General features: G+C 64.7%; 16 protein-coding genes, 1 tRNA gene and 2 pseudogenes. 11 read left to right on the top strand and 8 right to left on the bottom strand.

Going from position 1 to position 17,128, the window contains the following annotated elements; genetic code table 11:
* Positions 1-160 precede the first annotated feature (160 nt).
* A complete protein-coding gene (locus QFZ70_RS04395; RefSeq protein WP_307094273.1) occupies positions 161-1,708 on the top strand; it encodes an amino acid permease in 1,548 nt (515 codons plus the stop codon).
* A gap of 174 nt (positions 1,709-1,882) precedes the next feature.
* Positions 1,883-2,245 carry a nuclear transport factor 2 family protein gene (locus QFZ70_RS04400; protein WP_307094274.1) on the top strand — a complete coding sequence of 121 codons (363 nt, stop codon included), beginning with the start codon at positions 1,883-1,885 and terminating at the stop codon, positions 2,243-2,245.
* A 3-nt stretch (positions 2,246-2,248) separates the two neighbouring features.
* Here the strand turns inward: QFZ70_RS04400 and QFZ70_RS04405 are convergent, their stop codons facing one another.
* The 3 genes from QFZ70_RS04405 to QFZ70_RS04415 form a co-directional block, all read right to left on the bottom strand.
* Positions 2,249-2,884, bottom strand: a complete 636-nt coding sequence (locus QFZ70_RS04405; protein WP_307094275.1) for a DUF2461 domain-containing protein — start codon at positions 2,882-2,884, stop codon at positions 2,249-2,251.
* Positions 2,885-3,026: 142 nt separating this feature from the next.
* Entirely contained in the window at positions 3,027-4,538 is a 1,512-nt protein-coding gene (locus tag QFZ70_RS04410) for a catalase (RefSeq protein ID WP_307094276.1), read from the bottom strand.
* A 7-nt stretch (positions 4,539-4,545) separates the two neighbouring features.
* A complete protein-coding gene (locus tag QFZ70_RS04415; RefSeq protein WP_307094277.1) occupies positions 4,546-5,031 on the bottom strand; it encodes a Fur family transcriptional regulator in 486 nt (161 codons plus the stop codon).
* 95 nt (positions 5,032-5,126) lie between these two features.
* Between QFZ70_RS04415 and QFZ70_RS04420 the strand changes: the two genes are divergently transcribed.
* On the top strand, positions 5,127-6,398 hold the full coding sequence (locus QFZ70_RS04420) for an MFS transporter (RefSeq protein ID WP_307094278.1): 1,272 nt from the start codon (positions 5,127-5,129) through the stop codon (positions 6,396-6,398).
* 135 nt (positions 6,399-6,533) lie between these two features.
* Here QFZ70_RS04420 and QFZ70_RS04425 read toward each other — a convergent pair whose 3' ends face one another.
* Positions 6,534-7,025: a YajQ family cyclic di-GMP-binding protein gene (locus QFZ70_RS04425; RefSeq protein ID WP_050054209.1), complete on the bottom strand. Its 492-nt coding sequence runs from the start codon at positions 7,023-7,025 to the stop codon at positions 6,534-6,536.
* A 185-nt stretch (positions 7,026-7,210) separates the two neighbouring features.
* Between QFZ70_RS04425 and QFZ70_RS04430 the strand changes: the two genes are divergently transcribed.
* From QFZ70_RS04430 to QFZ70_RS04440, 3 genes are all read left to right on the top strand, one after another.
* Positions 7,211-7,465, top strand: a complete 255-nt coding sequence (locus QFZ70_RS04430) for a hypothetical protein (protein ID WP_307094279.1) — start codon at positions 7,211-7,213, stop codon at positions 7,463-7,465.
* Between the two features lie 190 nt (positions 7,466-7,655).
* Positions 7,656-7,737: transfer RNA gene (locus tag QFZ70_RS04435), tRNA-Tyr, on the top strand.
* 185 nt (positions 7,738-7,922) lie between these two features.
* Complete coding sequence (locus QFZ70_RS04440; protein WP_307094280.1) at positions 7,923-8,354, top strand: CBS domain-containing protein; 432 nt, start codon at positions 7,923-7,925, stop codon at positions 8,352-8,354.
* Positions 8,355-8,578: 224 nt separating this feature from the next.
* Here the strand turns inward: QFZ70_RS04440 and QFZ70_RS04445 are convergent, their stop codons facing one another.
* Positions 8,579-9,598 (bottom strand): LysM domain-containing protein, encoded by a 1,020-nt coding sequence (locus QFZ70_RS04445; RefSeq protein ID WP_307094281.1) that lies wholly within the window; start codon positions 9,596-9,598, stop codon positions 8,579-8,581.
* Between the two features lie 354 nt (positions 9,599-9,952).
* Positions 9,953-10,683: pseudogene (locus tag QFZ70_RS04450) on the bottom strand (potassium channel family protein).
* A gap of 80 nt (positions 10,684-10,763) precedes the next feature.
* On the opposite strand from QFZ70_RS04450, the gene QFZ70_RS04455 reads away from it, so the two are divergent.
* Both QFZ70_RS04455 and QFZ70_RS04460 read left to right on the top strand, forming a co-directional pair.
* Positions 10,764-11,309, top strand: coding sequence for a thioesterase family protein (locus tag QFZ70_RS04455; RefSeq protein ID WP_307094282.1), 546 nt, complete (start codon positions 10,764-10,766; stop codon positions 11,307-11,309).
* 159 nt (positions 11,310-11,468) lie between these two features.
* Complete coding sequence (locus QFZ70_RS04460) at positions 11,469-11,882, top strand: co-chaperone YbbN (protein ID WP_307094283.1); 414 nt, start codon at positions 11,469-11,471, stop codon at positions 11,880-11,882.
* Between the two features lie 77 nt (positions 11,883-11,959).
* On the opposite strand, the gene QFZ70_RS04465 is transcribed toward QFZ70_RS04460, so the two are convergent.
* Positions 11,960-12,238, bottom strand: coding sequence for a putative quinol monooxygenase (locus QFZ70_RS04465; RefSeq protein ID WP_104042608.1), 279 nt, complete (start codon positions 12,236-12,238; stop codon positions 11,960-11,962).
* A gap of 114 nt (positions 12,239-12,352) precedes the next feature.
* Between QFZ70_RS04465 and QFZ70_RS04470 the strand changes: the two genes are divergently transcribed.
* Positions 12,353-14,074 carry an AMP-binding protein gene (locus QFZ70_RS04470; protein ID WP_307094284.1) on the top strand — a complete coding sequence of 574 codons (1,722 nt, stop codon included), beginning with the start codon at positions 12,353-12,355 and terminating at the stop codon, positions 14,072-14,074.
* Positions 14,075-14,145: 71 nt separating this feature from the next.
* Here the strand turns inward: QFZ70_RS04470 and QFZ70_RS04475 are convergent, their stop codons facing one another.
* Positions 14,146-15,129, bottom strand: a complete 984-nt coding sequence (locus QFZ70_RS04475; RefSeq protein ID WP_307094285.1) for a DNA-3-methyladenine glycosylase — start codon at positions 15,127-15,129, stop codon at positions 14,146-14,148.
* Positions 15,130-15,284: 155 nt separating this feature from the next.
* Between QFZ70_RS04475 and QFZ70_RS04480 the strand changes: the two genes are divergently transcribed.
* Together QFZ70_RS04480 and QFZ70_RS04485 are read left to right on the top strand one after the other, a co-directional pair.
* Complete coding sequence (locus QFZ70_RS04480) at positions 15,285-15,692, top strand: VOC family protein (protein ID WP_307094286.1); 408 nt, start codon at positions 15,285-15,287, stop codon at positions 15,690-15,692.
* A 35-nt stretch (positions 15,693-15,727) separates the two neighbouring features.
* Positions 15,728-17,114, top strand: a pseudogene (locus QFZ70_RS04485) (cystathionine beta-synthase).
* The last annotated feature ends 14 nt before the right edge of the window (positions 17,115-17,128 follow it).

Here is a 17,128-nt window from a genome sequence, read left to right on the forward strand (position 1 = left end):
AAGCGCTTGAGGCCCTCCAGGTGGGGGGCCTCAAGCGCTTTTGCAGAACAAGGTTCGGCCAGAAGGCCGTCTCACCATTCGGAACAATTGGGACCGTCCAGTGGATGGACCTATCGTTGATAGGTCTGTTTCCATCAGAAATCAGGATTGTGATCCCCCTATGAACCTTCTCCGGACCAAATCTATCGAGCAGTCCATGGCTGACGCCGATGAACCCGGACGCAAGCTCAAGCGCTCCCTCAGCACCTGGGACCTCATGATCATGGGCGTCGCCGTTGCAGTGGGCGCCGGCATCTTCTCGGTGGGCGCCAAGGCAGCAGCCAACTTTTCCGGCCCTGCCGTCACGCTGTCCTTCGCGATCGCCGCCATCACCTGCGCCCTTGCCATCATGTGCTACGCCGAGTTTGCCACCGCCATCCCCGTGGCAGGCTCCGCCTACGTCTTCACCTACGCCACGATGGGCGAACTCCTTGCCTGGATCATCGGCTGGAACCTGATCCTCGAGCTCTTCACTGCCGCCGCGGTCATCGCCAAGTACTGGGGCATCTACCTCAGCAAGGTCTTCGCCCTGATGGGCGCGGACATCCCAGCTGCGCTCTCCGTCGGTGGCGTGGACCTCTACTGGGGCGCGTTCCTGATCGTTGCCGTGTTTACGGTGCTGCTGGTGCTGGGCACCAAGCTGTCCGCCCGCGTGGGCAACATCTTCACCCTGATCAAGATCGGCGTGGTCCTCTTTGTGATCGTCGTGGGCTTCACCTACGTGAAGTTCGAGAACTACAGCCCGTTCATCCCGGCAGCCGAGCCCACTGGCGGCACCGGCACGGCCGATGTCCTGAAGCAGTCGTTCTTCGGCTTCCTCACCGGAGCGGCCCCGGCCCAGTACGGCACCCTCGGCATCTTTGCCGGCGCCGCACTCGTGTTCTTCGCCTTCATCGGCTTCGACGTGGTGGCCACCTCTGCGGAGGAAGTCAAGAACCCGCAGAAGACCCTGCCGCGCGGTATCTTCGGTGGTCTTGCACTGGTGACGCTGCTGTACATCCTGGTTTCCCTGGCCCTGACCGGCATGGTGTCCTACACCCAGCTGGCCGAGGCGGAAAGCCCCACGCTTACCACCGCCTTCGAAGCAGTGGGTGACACGTCCGCGGCCAAGGTCATTGCCTTCGGTTCGCTGGTAGGCCTGACCACCGTGATCATGGTCCTCCTCATGGGCCTGTCTCGTGTGGTCCTTGCCATGAGCCGCGACGGCCTCCTGCCGCGTGCATTGTCCAAGACCAGCGAGAAGCGGTCCACCCCGGTGCGGCTCCAGATCATCTGCGGTGCCGCTGTTGCGCTGGTAGCCGGCCTGACCAACGTGGACCTTCTTGAGGAAATGATCAACATCGGCACGCTGTCCGCGTTTGTGGTGGTGAGCCTTGGCATCCTCGTGCTGCGCAAGAAGCGCCCGGACCTGAAGCCTGCCTTCCGCGTCCCGTTCGGCAAGGTCCTGCCGATTGTTTCCGCCGTGCTGTGCCTTTACCTGATGACCAACCTGGCCGTTGAAACCTGGATCTTCTTTGCCATTTGGCTGGCGATTGGCCTTGCCATCTACTTCGCCTACGGCCAGCGCCACTCCCGGCTGAACGAGCGGTTCAGCGAGGCCAACACCGCCGTCAATGGCGCCTCCCTTGTAGCCGGCAAGGACGACGAGGACGAACTGACCCGCGCCTGACACCGCCCGAACTGAACACCGGCAACACAAACCGTCCGCTGATCCCTGATCAGCGGGCGGTTTTGCTTTGCCCCGCCCCAAGGTGGCCTGAATGGCACGTGCGGGCCGCCGGGCTTTGGAGTTCAATGAGTGGACCGAAGGCGGGCGGGCCGAAAGCGCGTGGAAGGAGCGGACATGACGGAGACGACGATGGAGGCGGTGGCCAGGGCCTTCTCGAGCCACCGGTTTGAGGATGCAGTACCTCGGCTGGACGACGACATTGTCTGGGAGCTGGTGGGCGGCGAAGCCCTTGCCGGCAAGCTGGCGGTGGTGGATGTCTGCACGTCGCTGGCGCGGGACCTCAAAGACGTGCACACCACCTTTGACCGGTTGAGGGTTATTGTCGCTTCGGCAAGCGTTGTGGTGGACAGTGTTGCCAGCTATTTCTCGGCCGATGGCAGCATCAGCCGGGTGGCGTCCTGCGACATCTACGACTTCGAGGACGGGCGGGTGGTCCGTATCCGCTCCTACAACATGGAGCTGGCACCGACCGGCTGAGGATCAAGGCGCGGCGTGCCGGCCCACCCAGTCCACCAACGGCCGCAGCTCATCCCACAACGCCCCGATTTCCTGCACTGCTGCGGGAGTGTCCAGCCAGGCGGGTTGCCCAAGGTCGGTGCTGGCCGCGAGGGACTTGTGCTTCAGCAGCTCGCCCCGGGGATGGTCCCGGGGGTACCCGCGCGGGACAGTTCTGAGCTGTTCCCCTTCCACCACAAAACCGGCAGCACTGACGGCGTCGATGACGTGCCGGAGTGACTCTCCTGTCCCGGACGCATCAACGGAGTTGCGGTACCTCACCAGCTGGGCAGGCGTGTAGGAGTGGTAGCCGCCGCCCACCAGCAGCCCGTCCGCGCTGACCTGCAGGTAATAGCCCATACCTTCCTGGGTGGATGCAAAAGCACCCTGGGCCGTCTTGTAGGGCGATTTGTCCTGGGAGAACCGGATGTCCCTGTTGGGCCGGAAAATGCGGCCCGGACCAAACCGTGGCTCCAGTTCCGCAAGCAAAAGAGTGATCGGTCCCCGGACCAGCTCCTGGTACCTGTCCTTATGCTCCAGCCACCAGTCACGGTTGTTGTTATCCTGCAGCTCTTTGTAGAACTCGAAGGCGCCCGCGGGTATGCCGTGGAAAGTTGTCATGCGTCGATCCTAGGGACGGCTGCCGGCGGGGGCCATGGGCCGGGCGCTTATGTGGAAAGTGCCGCCTCTGTGGAAAAGCAAAAACCACCCCGCCACGGGAACCGTGACGGGGTGGTCTTCAAAAGCTCAAGAAGCAGCTGGATCAGCCGATCTTGTTAGCCGCCTCTGCGTCCGAGGACGGAGCCGACCCAAAGCCTGCGGCGCCAACAGCGACCGCGCCAAGGTTGGCGCGCAGCTTGGCGCCAAGTTCGGCGTCAACGTTGGTCCAGTACTGGATGGCACGTTCCTTGATGCCGGGGCTCTTGACGCCGCCCACTGCGCCGGTGATGGTCTCGAGCAGGCGGGCTTTGGCGCCGTCGTCGTAAACCTCGCGGTACAGGGTGCCGGCCTGGATGAAGTCGCTGTCCTCGGTGTGGAGGGAGTGCGCGGCGAGGGTCAGCTCGCCGTCGTTCTCCCAGCCGCCGGCCGGGTTCTGCGGCTCAACAGCGGCCGGTCCGCCCACGGAGTTCGGGGCGTACACGGGGACCGAGGGTGCGTTGTACAGGAAGCGCCCCTGGCCGTCCTGGCTGTAGTTGTTGACCTGGTTCTTCGGCTGGTTCACCGGGATCTGGGCGTGGTTGGTGCCCACGCGGTAGCGGTGCGCGTCAGCGTAGGAGAAGATGCGGGCCTGCAGCATCTTGTCAGGGGAGGCGGCGATGCCCGGCACGAAGTTCGACGGCGCGAAGGTGGCCTGTTCGATCTGCGCGAAGTAGTTCTCCGGGTTCCGGTTCAGCTCCATGGTGCCCACCTTGATCAGCGGGTAATCGCCGTGCGGCCACACCTTGGTGAGGTCGAACGGGTTGAAGCGGTAGGTCTTGGCGTCCTCGTACGGCATGACCTGCACGTGCAGGTCCCAGGACGGGAAGTTTCCGGCTTCGATGTTCTCGGACAGGTCGCGGATGTAGAAGTCAGCATCGGAGCCGGCCAGCTGCTCGGCCTGCTCGCTGCTCATGGAGTTCACGCCCTGGTTGGACTTGAAGTGGTACTTGACCCAGAAACGCTCGCCCTCGGCGTTGATCCACTGGTAGGTGTGTGAGCCGTAGCCCTGCATCTCACGCCAGGAGGCGGGCAGGCCGCGGTCGCCCATGAGCCAGGTGACCTGGTGTGCGGACTCGGGGGACAGGGTCCAGAAGTCCCACTGCATGTCGGCGTCGCGCAGGTGGGTGCCCGGCAGGCGCTTCTGCGAGTGAATGAAGTCCGGGAACTTGATGCCGTCGCGGATGAAGAACACCGGGGTGTTGTTGCCCACGAGGTCGTAGTTGCCCTCGGAGGTGTAGAACTTGACGGCGAACCCGCGGGGATCGCGCCAGGTGTCCGGGGAGCCGTTCTCGCCGGCCACGGAGGAGAAGCGGATCAGCATTTCGGTTTCGACGCCGGGCTGGAGGAATGCTGCCTTCGTGTACTTGGACACGTCCTCGGTGGTCTTGAACGTACCGAATGCACCGCCGCCCTTGGCGTGCACTACGCGCTCCGGCACCCGCTCGCGGTTGAACTGGGCGAGCTTTTCCACCAGGTAGTGGTCAGTCAGGATGATCGCGCCGTCGGCACCGGTGGACTTCGAGTGCGCGTCGGACGTTACGGGGGCACCTGACTGGGTTGTTGAAATGGCAGTCATTGTTCTCCTATTTCTCTATTTCTTGTGACGAAGGATTGGAAGGAAGTTGTTGGGACTGCTGGCAGTCCTGGCAGATGCCCTGGTACATAACATCGGCGATCTGGATGGTCATCGGCTTTGCGTTCTCGTCCCAGTGCGGCGTGAGGCAGGGGGCGTGGCCCACTGCGCAATCAACGTCTTCCACCCGGCCGCAGCTGATGCAGATGGCGTGGTGGTGGTTGTCGCCTACACGGGTTTCGTAAAGCGCGGGGGAGTGCGGGGGTTCGAACCTGCGAAGCATGTGCAGGTCCGTCAGGTCCCCCAGTACCACGTAAACGGACTGAGCCGTCAGTTCCGGAAGCTCGGCGCGGGCTGCAGAAAGGATGCTTTCGGCAGGCGAATGGGGGTGGCGTTCGACGGCGGCCAGGACCGCCAGCCGCTGCTTTGTCACCCTGCGGCCATGGGCGCGCAGGGCGGCAGCCCACGCCTCGTGGCCGTCAAAGTGCTCTGTCATGACACCATTGAAGCACCTATTATGAATATCTCACAATAAGGTCCGGCTAACCTCTCCGGAACCAGCAATCACATCCGCCCCACTAGGGTTGCAGGGTGGGGAAATTGCTCGCTGACATAACGCCGCTCAAGGAGAGCCCCGACTTCCGCCGGCTGTGGCTGGGCTCGGCCTTATCCGCCGTCGGAAGCCAACTAACCCTTGTTGCAGTAAGCCTGGAGATTTACGGGCTGACCCAGGACAGCTTCTATGTTGGCCTGCTGGCTGTCTTCGCGCTGGTGCCGCTGGTGATCGGCGGGCTGCTGGGCGGCTCCATCGCCGACGCCCACGACCGGCGGCGCGTAGCGCTGCTTGCCTCGACGGTGCTGTGGCTGGCCACCGGCCTGATCGCCCTGCAGTCCTGGATGCAATGGGGCAACATCTGGGTCCTGTACTTCCTGGTGGCGCTGCAGAGCGGAGCGCAGGCCATAAACCAGCCCGCCCGAAGTGCCATCCTGCCCATGCTGATCCGCAAGGAACTCCTGCCCGCTGCCAACGCGCTCAGCATGATGTCCTTCGGCCTTGCCATGACCGCCGGACCCTTGCTTGCCGGCGTGCTGGTGGCTTGGGTGGGTTTCGGCTGGACCTACACCCTCGACTTCGCCAGCTTCGCGGTCGTGCTGTGGGCCGTCTACCGGCTGCCGCCCTTGCCGCCGTCCGGAAAACGGAGCGGGGCAGGCATCCGTTCGGTCATCGAGGGCTTCCGGTTCCTGGGCACCCGGCCGAACCTGCGGATGACCTTTGTGATCGACCTGATTGCCATGATCCTGGCCCAGCCGCGGGCGCTGATGCCGGCCATCGGTGCTGTCATGATCGGCGGTGGCGAAGCAACAGTTGGTGTCCTGCTGGCGGCCACCGCAGTCGGTGCGTTCCTGGCCGGCCTGTTCTCCGGTCCTCTCGGCGCTGTCCGGTGGCAGGGGAGTGCAGTGGTCTTCTCGGTGATGGGATGGGGAGCATCGATCGCCGGTTTCGGGCTGGTGGTGCTGCTGGCCGGGCGATCACCTGATGGGGCGGTCACGCTCTGGCTGCTCCCCGCCGCCCTCTGCTGCGCGCTCGCCGGCATCGCCGATTCAATCAGCAGCGTTTTCCGGAACACCATCCTGCAGGCAGCCACGCCTGACCACCTTCGCGGCCGGCTCCAGGGCGTGTTCATCGTGGTGGTCGCCGGCGGTCCCAGGGTTGGCGACCTGCTGGCCGGTGCCGGAACCAGGATCCTGACCGAGGGCTCGGTCCTGATCCTTGGCGGGGTGCTGTGCATTGCCGGGGCATGGGTGGCGGCCAGATTGCAGCCCGGTTTCCGCCAGTACGACGCACGGAACCCTGCTCCCTAGAAGGCGGTTCCCAGGTTTCCAGCGTGAGCTAGGCCCCGCGATGTGCAAAGAGGCCGGCGCGGCCCGTATTCGGGGTGCGCCGGCCTCCGTGCGTAGCGGCAGAACTTTTGCGCGCCGGAAACGCCGGCGGGGCTGCTAGCTGCGGAAGTTCACGAACTGCAGGTCGGCCTCGTCAAAGTCCTTCAGCAGCGCCATGGTGGCCTGCAGGTCGTCGCGGGATTTGGAGGTCACGCGCAGTTCATCGCCCTGGATTTGGGACTTCACGGACTTGGGCGCTTCGTCGCGGATCAGCTTGTTGATCTTCTTCGCCAGGTCCTGGGCGATGCCTTCCTTGATGGAGGCCTCGAGGCGGAACTCCTTGCCGGAGGCGTAGGGCTCACCGGTGTCCAGCGACTTCAGCGAGATGCCGCGGCGGATCAGTTTTGACTGCAGCACGTCCAGTACCGCCAGGACGCGCTCCTCGGAGTTGGCCTTCATCAGGATTTTCTCGCCGCTGAAATCCACCTCTGCGCCGACACCCTTGAAGTCGTAGCGCTGGGCAAGTTCCTTCTGTGCCTGGTTGAGGGCGTTTGCCACTTCCTGCTTGTCCACTTTGCTTACGACGTCGAACGTTGACTCGCCTGCCATGACTCTCCTTGTGCTGGTGGGAGCCCTGTCCTCGGACCGGGCTTGGGTGGCTGGATTCAAGCCTAATACGGATGCTCCTGGTGAGGGGGAGCGGTATTCACAGTTCCCTCTCAGCGGACGCTCCGGGGGAACGAAGGAGGTCCGGGCAGAGTTGAAGGAGTTGGAAGCTGCACGAAAGGAACACCATGCACCGCAGGGCCGTCCGATATGTCTCGCAAACCACCTCGGCAGCAGCCGGTGCAGTGGCAACAGCAGCAACATCAGTCGCGGCAGCGGCGGTGGCAGCCTCCATCATCTTCAGTCCGGTGGCGGATGCCGCCTCCCGGATGGAGGGCGTCAGCGAGGACCTGCTCCGCGCCGTCCAGCTGAACCAGATCACCGAGGAGCAGGCATTGAGGTTCGAAGCCCGCCTGGCCGGGCGGATCCTGGGCGAAGCCTGACCCGTCCGGAAGCGCTTCGTAGTGAAGGTGCGTCAGCCTGAAATCCGCGCCATTCCGCGCCTGAATGCGCCGATTCGATTCTTCGGCGGAAGTTCTGTAAAGTTGTCTTGCCCGCGGTTACTGGAAGCGGAACGGCCCGGAAACGGACGTTCCACGGACTGCAGCCGGGGGTGATCTTCTTTTGAAGTTCGGCAGATTACCCGAGCGGCCAAAGGGGGCTGACTGTAAATCAGCTGGCAACGCCTACGGGGGTTCGAATCCCTCATCTGCCACCCAAGTGAAAGCCTCCGGAACCACATGGTTCCGGAGGCTTTTTCGTGTTTCCAGGCCCCTTTGAAACGCCCCGAAGGGCAGGCAAACCGTCGTCGACACCGGCCCCGGCCGGGCGTAGGCTGGCACCATCGGCGCACGTGCCCCGATGCCCTGCGTCGATCAAAGAATCGATAAAGGAGGACCAATGAGTGCCGTACGTGAATTCATGACTACGGACGCACAGTGTATTAAGGAAAACCAGTCCCTTGCCGATGCCGCCCGGATGATGCTGGATCTGGACTGCGGATCGTTGCCGATCTGTGGTGACGACGGCAAGTTGAGGGGCATGATCACCGACCGCGACATCGTGCTCAAGTGCGTAGCCGCCGGACGTGATCCGCGCGAAATGATGGCCCGTGACCTCGCCTCGGGCAAGCCATTCTGGATTGACGCCGATGCGAACGTGGACGCCGCCATCGAGATGATGGAGAGCCACCAGGTCCGGCGGCTTCCCGTCATCGCCGATTACAAGCTGGTAGGCATCATCAGCCAGGGAGACATTGCCCGCAACTACTCCGAACAACGTGTAGGTGAGCTCGTGGAGCACATCTCGGAACGCAAACGGATGAACGCCTAGGCAAAGCTTTCCTAGCGGATTCCCCGCAAACCAACGCCACGGAGTCCGCTCCGTGGCGTTACTTCGTGTGCGTGCATGGCCTTGTCCGCGGCTCCCCGCCTTAAAGGTTAGGAGCCGCGGACAAGCTTAGGAACCAGTTGCAGCCAGCCAGCCGGTCCAACTGGCTTGGTCCAACCCGGCCCGGTTCAGCCCGGCCCGGTTCAGCCCGGCCCGGTTCAGCATCCTCAGTTCAGCGCGATCAGGAGCATCTGGTTGGTGCCGGGGATGCAGGTCTGCAGGATTGCCCGCGGGAAACCGCCGAAGGCTGCGATGACGTCGTTGGTGGTTCCCGGGTTGGGTACCTGGCCCCTGGCCGTTGCCGTGTAGGTTCCATAACCCGGGATGCTGACTCTCTCACCCACTCCGATTCCGGAGAAGCGTGCCCAGCCACCGCAGAAGTCGTGTTCGGTGATGAAAAGCGAGTAGCCGTCGTTGGGCGTGTAGTGGATGGGTCCGATGCAGGCGTCCACCATGGACTGCCCGCCGGCACCGGCTACGTAAATGGTTCGGATTGCGGGAGCGGCCGGAACCGCGGCGGGAGCAGGAGCGGGAGCAGGGGCCGGAGCGGGCGCCGGTGCCGCCGGTGCCGGCGCAGGAGCGCTCGCGGGGACAGGTGCAGCCTCGGCTCCGGCTACGGCTGGACCGGTCAGCAGCAGCGTCTGTCCCGGAACGATCACGCTGAAGGCACTTAGCCCATTGGCTGAGAGCATCGCGTTCATGTCCACCCCAAACCTGCCCGCAATGGCACCTACTGTGTCCCCGGGCACCACGGTGTAGCGATTGGAGTCCGCAGCCGGTGCTGCGGAAGGTGGCTTAGGGGCGGGTGCGGGCTCGACGGCGGGTGGTGCCTTCGCCGGTTTTTCCGCAGCAGGCGGCGCGGCCGCAGGTGCAGCTGCGGGCGCCCGCTGCTGGCCAGCACCGGATGGGGTGCCGGAATCACCGCCGGAGGCATCCTGGCCCGCGGCGCCAACGCCGGCCCCTGCTTCGGGGGCCGCCTCAGCAACGGGAGCAGCCGCCGTCGTACCCTGCAACAGGGAGGTGGCCGGTCCAGCCAGCGCCCCGACTCCCACGGCCGCCACCACGGCGACGGTGGCCATGCCGGCCCATAACTTGTTGCTGATAGTGGGCAGGCCGGCTGTCAGGCCTGACTGGGGGACATTGGTGGCGACACTGTGGATTGGTGGATCTGTGGCTTCAAAGTTCATGGGTAGCCCATCGGGGTTCGGTCCCAGCCGGGCAGCTGCAGGCGCAACAAGCGAAAGCGGGACGGACGCGGTGTGATGCGCCGGCGGCCCCGATTCAGACCGGGCCGCCATCGGCACATGATGGAGGCGTCCGCATACCCAGAAGATACGGAAGCTCCGCGAAAGGCACTGCCGCCCGGAAGCCATCCGGTGAACAGGCCAGCACATGTTGGGTCCTAGGAATCCCGAGTCTAGGAAATCGGCACGGCGCCGGCACCAGTAGGGATTACCCGAATATTTTTGGCCCGGTACTTGAGGGTTCCGGCCCAGCTACGCACCGGCAAGCTACCCGCTACTTAGCGCGGAAGACATGGACTAGCGGCTGTGCTGGTCCCTGAGCTCGGCGATTTCGTTGCGAAGCGAAACCATCTCCGCCACCAGTTCCACCAACTCGGCACGGACCGGCTCCTCGGCATCGGCCGCCGCTTCAGCGGTGTCCTCCACACGCTGGACCAGCCAGGAAGCGATGGAGGCTGTAACCACGCCCAGGACGGCAATTCCGCTCATCATGAGGGCGGCCGCCACCATCCGCCCAATGGGCGTCACGGGATACATGTCCCCGTAGCCGACGGTGGTGATGGTGGTCATGGCCCACCACAGCGCGTCGCCGAAGGTGATGATTTTGGCGTCCGGGACTGACTGTTCAACGTCAAGGACGGCGAGGGCACCCACAAACACCAGCATTGTGGCAGACCCCGCCACGTACGTGACCACGCGGCCCCGGAGCGTGTCCCCGAGCGTCCGGTGCAGTACGGACAACAGTGTCACCAGCCGTAGCAGGCGCAACGGCCGAAAGAACGGCAGGGCCACAATCAGCAGTTCATGCAGGTTTCGGAAGAACCAGCTGCTCTTGTCACCGCCAGCCACAAATTAGCTATGTAGTCCACGGCAAAAATGCCCCAGGTGGCCCACATGACTGCTTCCAGCCAAAACGCCCCGCTGCCTTCAAGGCGGCCGATCACCTGCCACGCATACGCTGCCAGGAAGATGAGCGCAGTCATCGTGAGCGGCCAGTCCGCCAGGTCCCGGTAGCGTTGTTGGGTCATGCAGCAAATCCTACGTGGACGGGCCGGCCAGGTTCGGCGCACTGATCCCGCTCCATGTTACCGACAGGTAACATGGTCCGATGCACCTGCTTCTGCGAACCCTCCTGCTGCTGTTCACCTCTTCCCGCCGCCCGCCGCTGACAGTCTGGGACAGTTCGTCGCTGCCGCTGCGGGTGCTGCCCACGGACATCGACATCGCCATGCACGTCAATAACGGAATGTACCTTTCCCTGCTGGACCTGGGCCGGTTCGACCTGATGGCCCGGAGCGGGGTGTGGAAGCGGATGCGCCGCCGTGGCTGGGGTCCGGTGGTCGCCGCGGAAACCATCGCTTTCCGGAAGTCCCTCCAGCTGTGGCAGCAGTACACCGTCGAAACCCGCATCATTGGCCTGGACGCCAAGGCCATCTACTTCGAGCAGCGCATGGTGGCCGACGGCGAGATCTACGCCCGCGCGCACATCGCCACCCGCCTGGTCCACCGAGGCCGGCCGGTCAGCCAGGAGGATATCCTGCGGGAGTTCGGCCAGCCACCCGCGGACCTGGTGCTTCCTGACTGGGTCCACGAGTGGCGCGCATCCAGCGCCCTTCCCGGCAGCCGGAAGCCAGCGCCGCACGTCTGGGGCTAGCGGCCGCGTGCCCGGGCAGCAGCAATGGTGAGGACTCCCGGAAAGAGCACCGTTGATCCCGCTGTATCTGTGGGCGGGCAGGTTATTCCCGATGACGCGTGGAGCGAACAAACGCCTCCGGCCCGCGACATCCCGCGTCTCCACGCGTACCGTGGACACATGGCTACCGTTGATATCACTGGTGAACAGTTTGCATCGACCATCGAGGGCAACGACATTGTCCTGGTGGATTTTTGGGCAGAATGGTGTGGCCCCTGCAAGCAGTTCGGACCCACATACTCCACCGTTTCGGAGAAGCATCCTGACGTCCTCTTCACCAAGGTGGACACGGAAGCTGAGCAGCAGCTCGCCGCCGAGGCGGGCATCTCCTCCATTCCCACCCTGATGGCGTTCCGCGAAAAGGTGCTGGTGTTCTCACAGCCGGGCGCCCTGAACTCGCAGCAGCTCGAACAGGTGGTTGACGCTGTCAAGGCACTGGACATGGACGAGGTCCACGCCCACGTGGCGCGCCAGCGGGAAGAAGGCGCTGCCGCAGCGGGCCCGCAGGACGGCACGCAGATTCCCGACGCGTAACCATTCCTTAAACTTCGAAGCAGCGCCCTCCGCATGGAGGGCGCTGCTTCTTTGTAACCGGTATTACGGGCCGGGCGTCAGAGCCGTTCCAGCTTGACGGGCTCGGCCAGCAGCGCGCTCAGGGATTCGTTCAGGTCCTGCACCGCGATGCCCTTGGAGTGCTTGGCCAGGTCCTCCTCCGACGCCCACTGCTCGGTGAGGACCAGTTTCTCCTCCGTGGCTTCGGTGAGCTCATAACGGATGCAGCCGGGCTCGTTCACCACCTCATCGATGGCGATTTCGAGGGCCAGCTTCACACGGTAAAACTCGCCGTCGTTGGGGATGAACGTTGCCTGCAGGTCAATGGGTGAACTCATGGATTTCACAATACCGGCCGTTGCCCGCACCCCCGTTGCTGTTGACTGCCGCCGCGTGGACTGTTGCGCCCCCTTGTGCTTCTTTTGCCGGTAGCTGCTTGGTAGCGTGCCATCATGCGTGCTTACACAGCCGGGGACACTGACGTTCCGCTTCTCGAGGAAACCATCGGCGCGAACTTTGAGCGGGTGGTGGCCAGGTTCCCGTTCCACGATGCGCTGATCGAGGCGGCCCCGGTGCCGGGTACCGACGCGCGGCGGTGGAGCTACACCAAGATGAATGACGACGTCGACCGGCTGGCCCGTGCGCTGCTCGCCCTGGGCATCGCCAAGGGTGACCGTGTGGGGATCTGGAGCCCGAACTGCGCCGAGTGGACGCTGCTGCAGTACGCCACGGCGAAGGCCGGCGCCGTCCTCGTCAACGTCAATCCCGCCTACCGCAGCCACGAACTCGAGTTCGTGGTGAACCAAAACAGCATGCGGATGCTGGTCACGGCCCCTTCGGACCGGAACAGCGATTACGTGGGCATGGCCCGGCGGGTGCTCGCGGAGTGCCCGGACCTGCGCGAGCTAGTGTTCCTGCCAGCGCCGGGCGGGGAAAGCCCCGGCGGGGAGGAGCCGGGCCGAGAAGGCCCCGGCGGGGAGGGGCTCGACGCCGGCGTCCCGCTTAGCGACGCGGAGCTGACGTACGCCGAGCTGCTGAGGCGGGCGGACGACGTCGGGCATTCAGGGCTGCGAACCCGCATGGCTGAACTCAGCCCGCACGATCCCGTCAACCTGCAGTACACCTCCGGGACCACAGGCTTTCCCAAAGGCGCCACGCTGACCCACCACAACGTCCTCAACAACGGCTACTCGATAGGGGAACTGCTCCACTACACAGAGCACGACCGGGTGGTGATTCCGGTGCCGTTCTACCACTGCTTCGGCATGGTGATCGGCAACCTCAACGCCTTGAGCCACGGGGCAGCGACGATCATCCCAAGCCGCGGCTTCAACCCGGCTGCTGCGCTGGAAGCGGTGCAGGACTTTGGCGGCACGTCCCTGTACGGCGTGCCCACCATGTTCATCGCCGAGCTCGCGCTGCCGGACTTTGCCTCCTATGACCTGTCCACCTTGCGCACAGGCGTGATGGCTGGGTCGCTCTGTCCCATCGAGGTGATGAGACGCGTTATTTCGGACATGAACATGCGGGACGTGGCCATCTGCTACGGCATGACCGAGACGTCTCCGGTGTCCACCATGACCCGGAACGGCGACAGCCTGCAGCACCGCACGGAAACCGTGGGACGCACCATGCCGCACCTGGAAAGCAAAATTGTGGATCCGGCCTCGGGCGAGGTGCTGGACCGCGGGCAGATTGGGGAACTATGCACGCGCGGTTATGCGGTGATGGAAGGGTACTGGAACCAGCCGGACAAGACCGCGGAGGCCATTGACCCGGACGGCTGGATGCACACCGGCGACCTGGCCCGGATGGACGAGGAAGGCTACGTGGTCATCGAAGGCCGCCTGAAGGACATGGTGATCCGGGGCGGCGAGAACATTTATCCGCGGGAGATCGAGGAGTTCCTCTACACCCACCCGTCCATCCAGGACGTGCAGGTCATCGGGGTCCCCGATTCCCGTTACGGGGAGGAGTTGATGGCCTGCATCATCCTCTCACCCGGTGCGGAACCGCTGGACGCAGACGCCGTTGCCGAGTTCTGCCGCGGCGAGCTGGCCCATTACAAGATCCCCCGCTATGTGGACGTCCGTGCCACCTTCCCCATGACCGTCTCCGGGAAGATCCGCAAGGTGGAGATGCGGGAGGAAGCCGTGGCCAGGCTGGGGCTCTGACTACGGCAACGCGGGGCACTTCCGGCAGGATAAACGGGTTCTTTGGTCAAAAGTGACCCCGCCTCGGCGCGTCAGTGCCGGCGGTGGTCCTGGATGGTCATCCGCGGGCCGAAGGTGGGTTTGCGGAAGCCGCTGCTCTGGATCATCCGGACCACGCGCTGGCGGTGCCCTTGCCACGGAGCGAGCAGGCGGAGCATGCCGGCATCGTCCGTCCGCTGTCCCGTCAGCGCAGCGCCTACGTACGCGGCGAGGTGGTAGTCGCCCACCGAGATGGAGTCCGGGCAGCCGTGGGTGCGCTGCACCACCTCCGCCGCCGTCCAGATGCCGATGCCCGGGATGGTCTGCATTTTCGCCGCCGCCTCAAGGGCCGGCAGCGCTGCCAGCCGTTCAAGCGCGACGGCGGAGCGCAGTGCGCGCATGACCGTCGCGGAGCGCTGCGGCCCCACTCCCGCCCTGTGCCACTCCCAGCTGGGAACCTGCAGCCACCGGGCCGCCGTGGGTGCCAGCAGCAGCCCGGCAGGAGCCAGGGATCCGGCCTGGGGTGCATGGGAGCCGTAGCGGTGCAGAAGGTACCGGTAGGCCCGGCGTGCCTCGATCACTGTCACTTTTTGTTCCAGGATGATTGGCACGAGTTGGTCGAGGATGCGCCCGCTGGACGGAAGCCGCAGGGCCAGGCTCCGCCGTCGGGCGTCCTGCACCATGCGGGGGAGCGTGGCATGGAACGCAGGCTCGTCAAAGCCCTGCCAGTCATCCTCCGCCCCCAGGAGCCGCGGGACCGATCCGATGGCCGCGGCGGAACCGGGGCCCCACGCCTGCACGTCCACGCGGGGCTCCAGCTCAGAACTGCCGGCCGGAGTCAAGCGCACGGTGGCCGGTCCCTCCCCGGTGGTGAAGGCATGCCAGATGGCGCTGCCCTGGACACTGAAGGACGGATCGCTGTTGCCGCGCAGGAGCGGGCCAAGGGTCCGAGCCAGGTCATAAGGGCCGCCCGGATACCACCGGAGCGAGGCATCCGCGGCGGCTGCCAGCCGCGCGGGTGCCTCTGCGATCGTCATGCAACCATCGTCCCACGGCGGGGTGACAAAGCACCCCGCAGGGCTGGAACGGCGGCGGTTCCACCGGGCCTTATCCCACGGGCATCCGGGGACTAGAATCCTGCCTGGGGTGCGGAAAGGCCGTGCCCGAAGGCTCGAAAGACCAGGAGGAAACGATGGGTGGAGTAGTGCATTTCGAAATCCCCGCGGACGATCAGGAGCGGGCCAGGAGCTTCTACAAGGAGGCCCTCGGCTGGCGCATCGATCCCGTGCCGGGCATGGACTACAACATGGTGGTCACCACGCCCATGGACGAGTCCACGGGACAACCCACAGAAGCGGGTGCCATCAACGGCGGCATGATGGCCCGGGAGGCGGACCTGTCCAACCCCGTCCTCACCGTGGACGTGGAGGACATCGAGGCCACGCTGAAGACGGTGGAGTCTTTGGGCGGTGCCGTGGTGAGGCCGAAGGAAACCATCCCGGGGATGGGCTCCTTCGCATATTTCAAGGACACCGAAGGCAACGTGATGGGCCTTTGGGAAAACCTTCCCGCTGACCAGCAGGCGCAGGCCGCCGGGTAGGGGATTGCGCTGGCGAAAGCGGTAGCTTTGTACACATGAAGTACGCCCAGTCCGTCCTGGACCTCATCGGCAATACCCCGCTCATCAAGCTCAACCACGTGACGGAGGGCATCAAAGCCACAGTCCTGGTCAAGCTGGAGTACCTGAACCCCGGCGGATCCATCAAGGACCGCATCGCGGCCAAGATGGTTGAGGACGCGGAGCGGGACGGCAAACTGCAGCCCGGCGGCACCATCATTGAGCCCACGTCCGGCAACACAGGTGTCGGGCTGGCACTGGTGGCCCAGCAAAAGGGCTACAAGTGCATCTTTGTGGTGCCGGACAAGGTGGGCGAGGACAAGCGGGCCGTCCTGGAAGCCTACGGTGCCGAAGTGGTGGTGACGCCCACTGCCGTCCCGCCGGACAGCCCGCAAAGCTACTACGGCGTCTCGGACCGGCTGGTCCGTGAGACGCCGGGTTCGTACAAGCCGGACCAGTTCTCCAACCCCGCAGCACCCGGCAGCCACTACCTGACCACCGGCCCGGAGATCTGGCGGGACACCGACGGCATGGTCACCCACTGCGTCATCGGCGCGGGCACCGGCGGCACCATCACCGGCACCGGCCGCTTCCTCAAGGAAGCTTCGGCGGGCAGGCCGGCGTCCGACGGCGGGGTGGTCCGGATCATCGGCGCGGACCCTGAAGGTTCGGTCTACTCGGGCGGCACCGGACGCCCCTACTTTGTTGAAGGCGTGGGGGAGGACATGTGGCCGGCGAACTACGACAAGTCCGTCCCGGACCAGGTCATCGCCGTCACTGACGCCGATTTCGTTCGCCATGACCCGCCGCCTCGCCCGCGAGGAGGGCCTGCTGGTGGGCGGATCCTCAGGCATGGCTGTGGTGGCCGCGCTGCAGGTGGCGCGGGACCTGCCGGAGTCCGCCGTCGTCGTCGTCATTCTTCCTGACTCAGGCCGTGGCTACCTGGCCAAAATTTTCAACGATCAGTGGATGCGGTCCTACGGCTTCCTCTCGGGCGGTGAAGAGACCTCGGTGGGCGAGGTGATCAGTTCGAAGAACGGCGAACTGCCGGACCTGGTGCACATCCACCCCAACGAGTCCGTCCGCGATGTCATCAACATCATGAACGAGTTCGGCGTCAGCCACATCCCGGTCCTGTCCCAGGAGCCGCCGGTGGTGATGGGCGAAGTGCTCGGCGCGGTGGATGAGCGCACCCTTACGGCCAAGCTGTTCCGCGGCGAAGCCAAGCTGACAGACAAGATTTCCGAGCACATGGGCCCCAAGCTGCCTGTCATCGGTTCGCTCGAAACCATCTCGGCGGCCCGGGAGCTGCTCTCGGACGTGGACACCGTGATGGTTACGTTCGTGGGCGCGCCAGTGGGCATCCTCACCCGGCACGACCTCCTGGCCTACCTCAGCAACTGACAGCAACACCGCCC

Source organism: Arthrobacter sp. V1I9, from assembly GCF_030817075.1.
Taxonomy (GTDB): Bacteria; Actinomycetota; Actinomycetes; order Actinomycetales; family Micrococcaceae; genus Arthrobacter.

Bases quoted from the DNA above. Each gene is read 5' to 3' on its own strand.
- QFZ70_RS04395 (WP_307094273.1), top strand. From the start codon at position 161: ATGAACCTTCTCCGGACCAAATCTATCGAGCAGTCCATGGCTGACGCC.
- QFZ70_RS04400 (WP_307094274.1), top strand. From the start codon at position 1,883: ATGACGGAGACGACGATGGAGGCGGTGGCCAGGGCCTTCTCGAGCCAC.
- QFZ70_RS04405 (WP_307094275.1), bottom strand. From the start codon at position 2,884: ATGACAACTTTCCACGGCATACCCGCGGGCGCCTTCGAGTTCTACAAA.
- QFZ70_RS04410 (WP_307094276.1), bottom strand. From the start codon at position 4,538: ATGACTGCCATTTCAACAACCCAGTCAGGTGCCCCCGTAACGTCCGAC.
- QFZ70_RS04415 (WP_307094277.1), bottom strand. From the start codon at position 5,031: ATGACAGAGCACTTTGACGGCCACGAGGCGTGGGCTGCCGCCCTGCGC.
- QFZ70_RS04425 (WP_050054209.1), bottom strand. From the start codon at position 7,025: ATGGCAGGCGAGTCAACGTTCGACGTCGTAAGCAAAGTGGACAAGCAG.
- QFZ70_RS04430 (WP_307094279.1), top strand. From the start codon at position 7,211: ATGCACCGCAGGGCCGTCCGATATGTCTCGCAAACCACCTCGGCAGCA.
- QFZ70_RS04440 (WP_307094280.1), top strand. From the start codon at position 7,923: ATGAGTGCCGTACGTGAATTCATGACTACGGACGCACAGTGTATTAAG.
- QFZ70_RS04445 (WP_307094281.1), bottom strand. From the start codon at position 9,598: ATGAACTTTGAAGCCACAGATCCACCAATCCACAGTGTCGCCACCAAT.
- QFZ70_RS04455 (WP_307094282.1), top strand. From the start codon at position 10,764: ATGCACCTGCTTCTGCGAACCCTCCTGCTGCTGTTCACCTCTTCCCGC.
- QFZ70_RS04460 (WP_307094283.1), top strand. From the start codon at position 11,469: ATGGCTACCGTTGATATCACTGGTGAACAGTTTGCATCGACCATCGAG.
- QFZ70_RS04465 (WP_104042608.1), bottom strand. From the start codon at position 12,238: ATGAGTTCACCCATTGACCTGCAGGCAACGTTCATCCCCAACGACGGC.
- QFZ70_RS04470 (WP_307094284.1), top strand. From the start codon at position 12,353: ATGCGTGCTTACACAGCCGGGGACACTGACGTTCCGCTTCTCGAGGAA.
- QFZ70_RS04475 (WP_307094285.1), bottom strand. From the start codon at position 15,129: ATGACGATCGCAGAGGCACCCGCGCGGCTGGCAGCCGCCGCGGATGCC.
- QFZ70_RS04480 (WP_307094286.1), top strand. From the start codon at position 15,285: ATGGGTGGAGTAGTGCATTTCGAAATCCCCGCGGACGATCAGGAGCGG.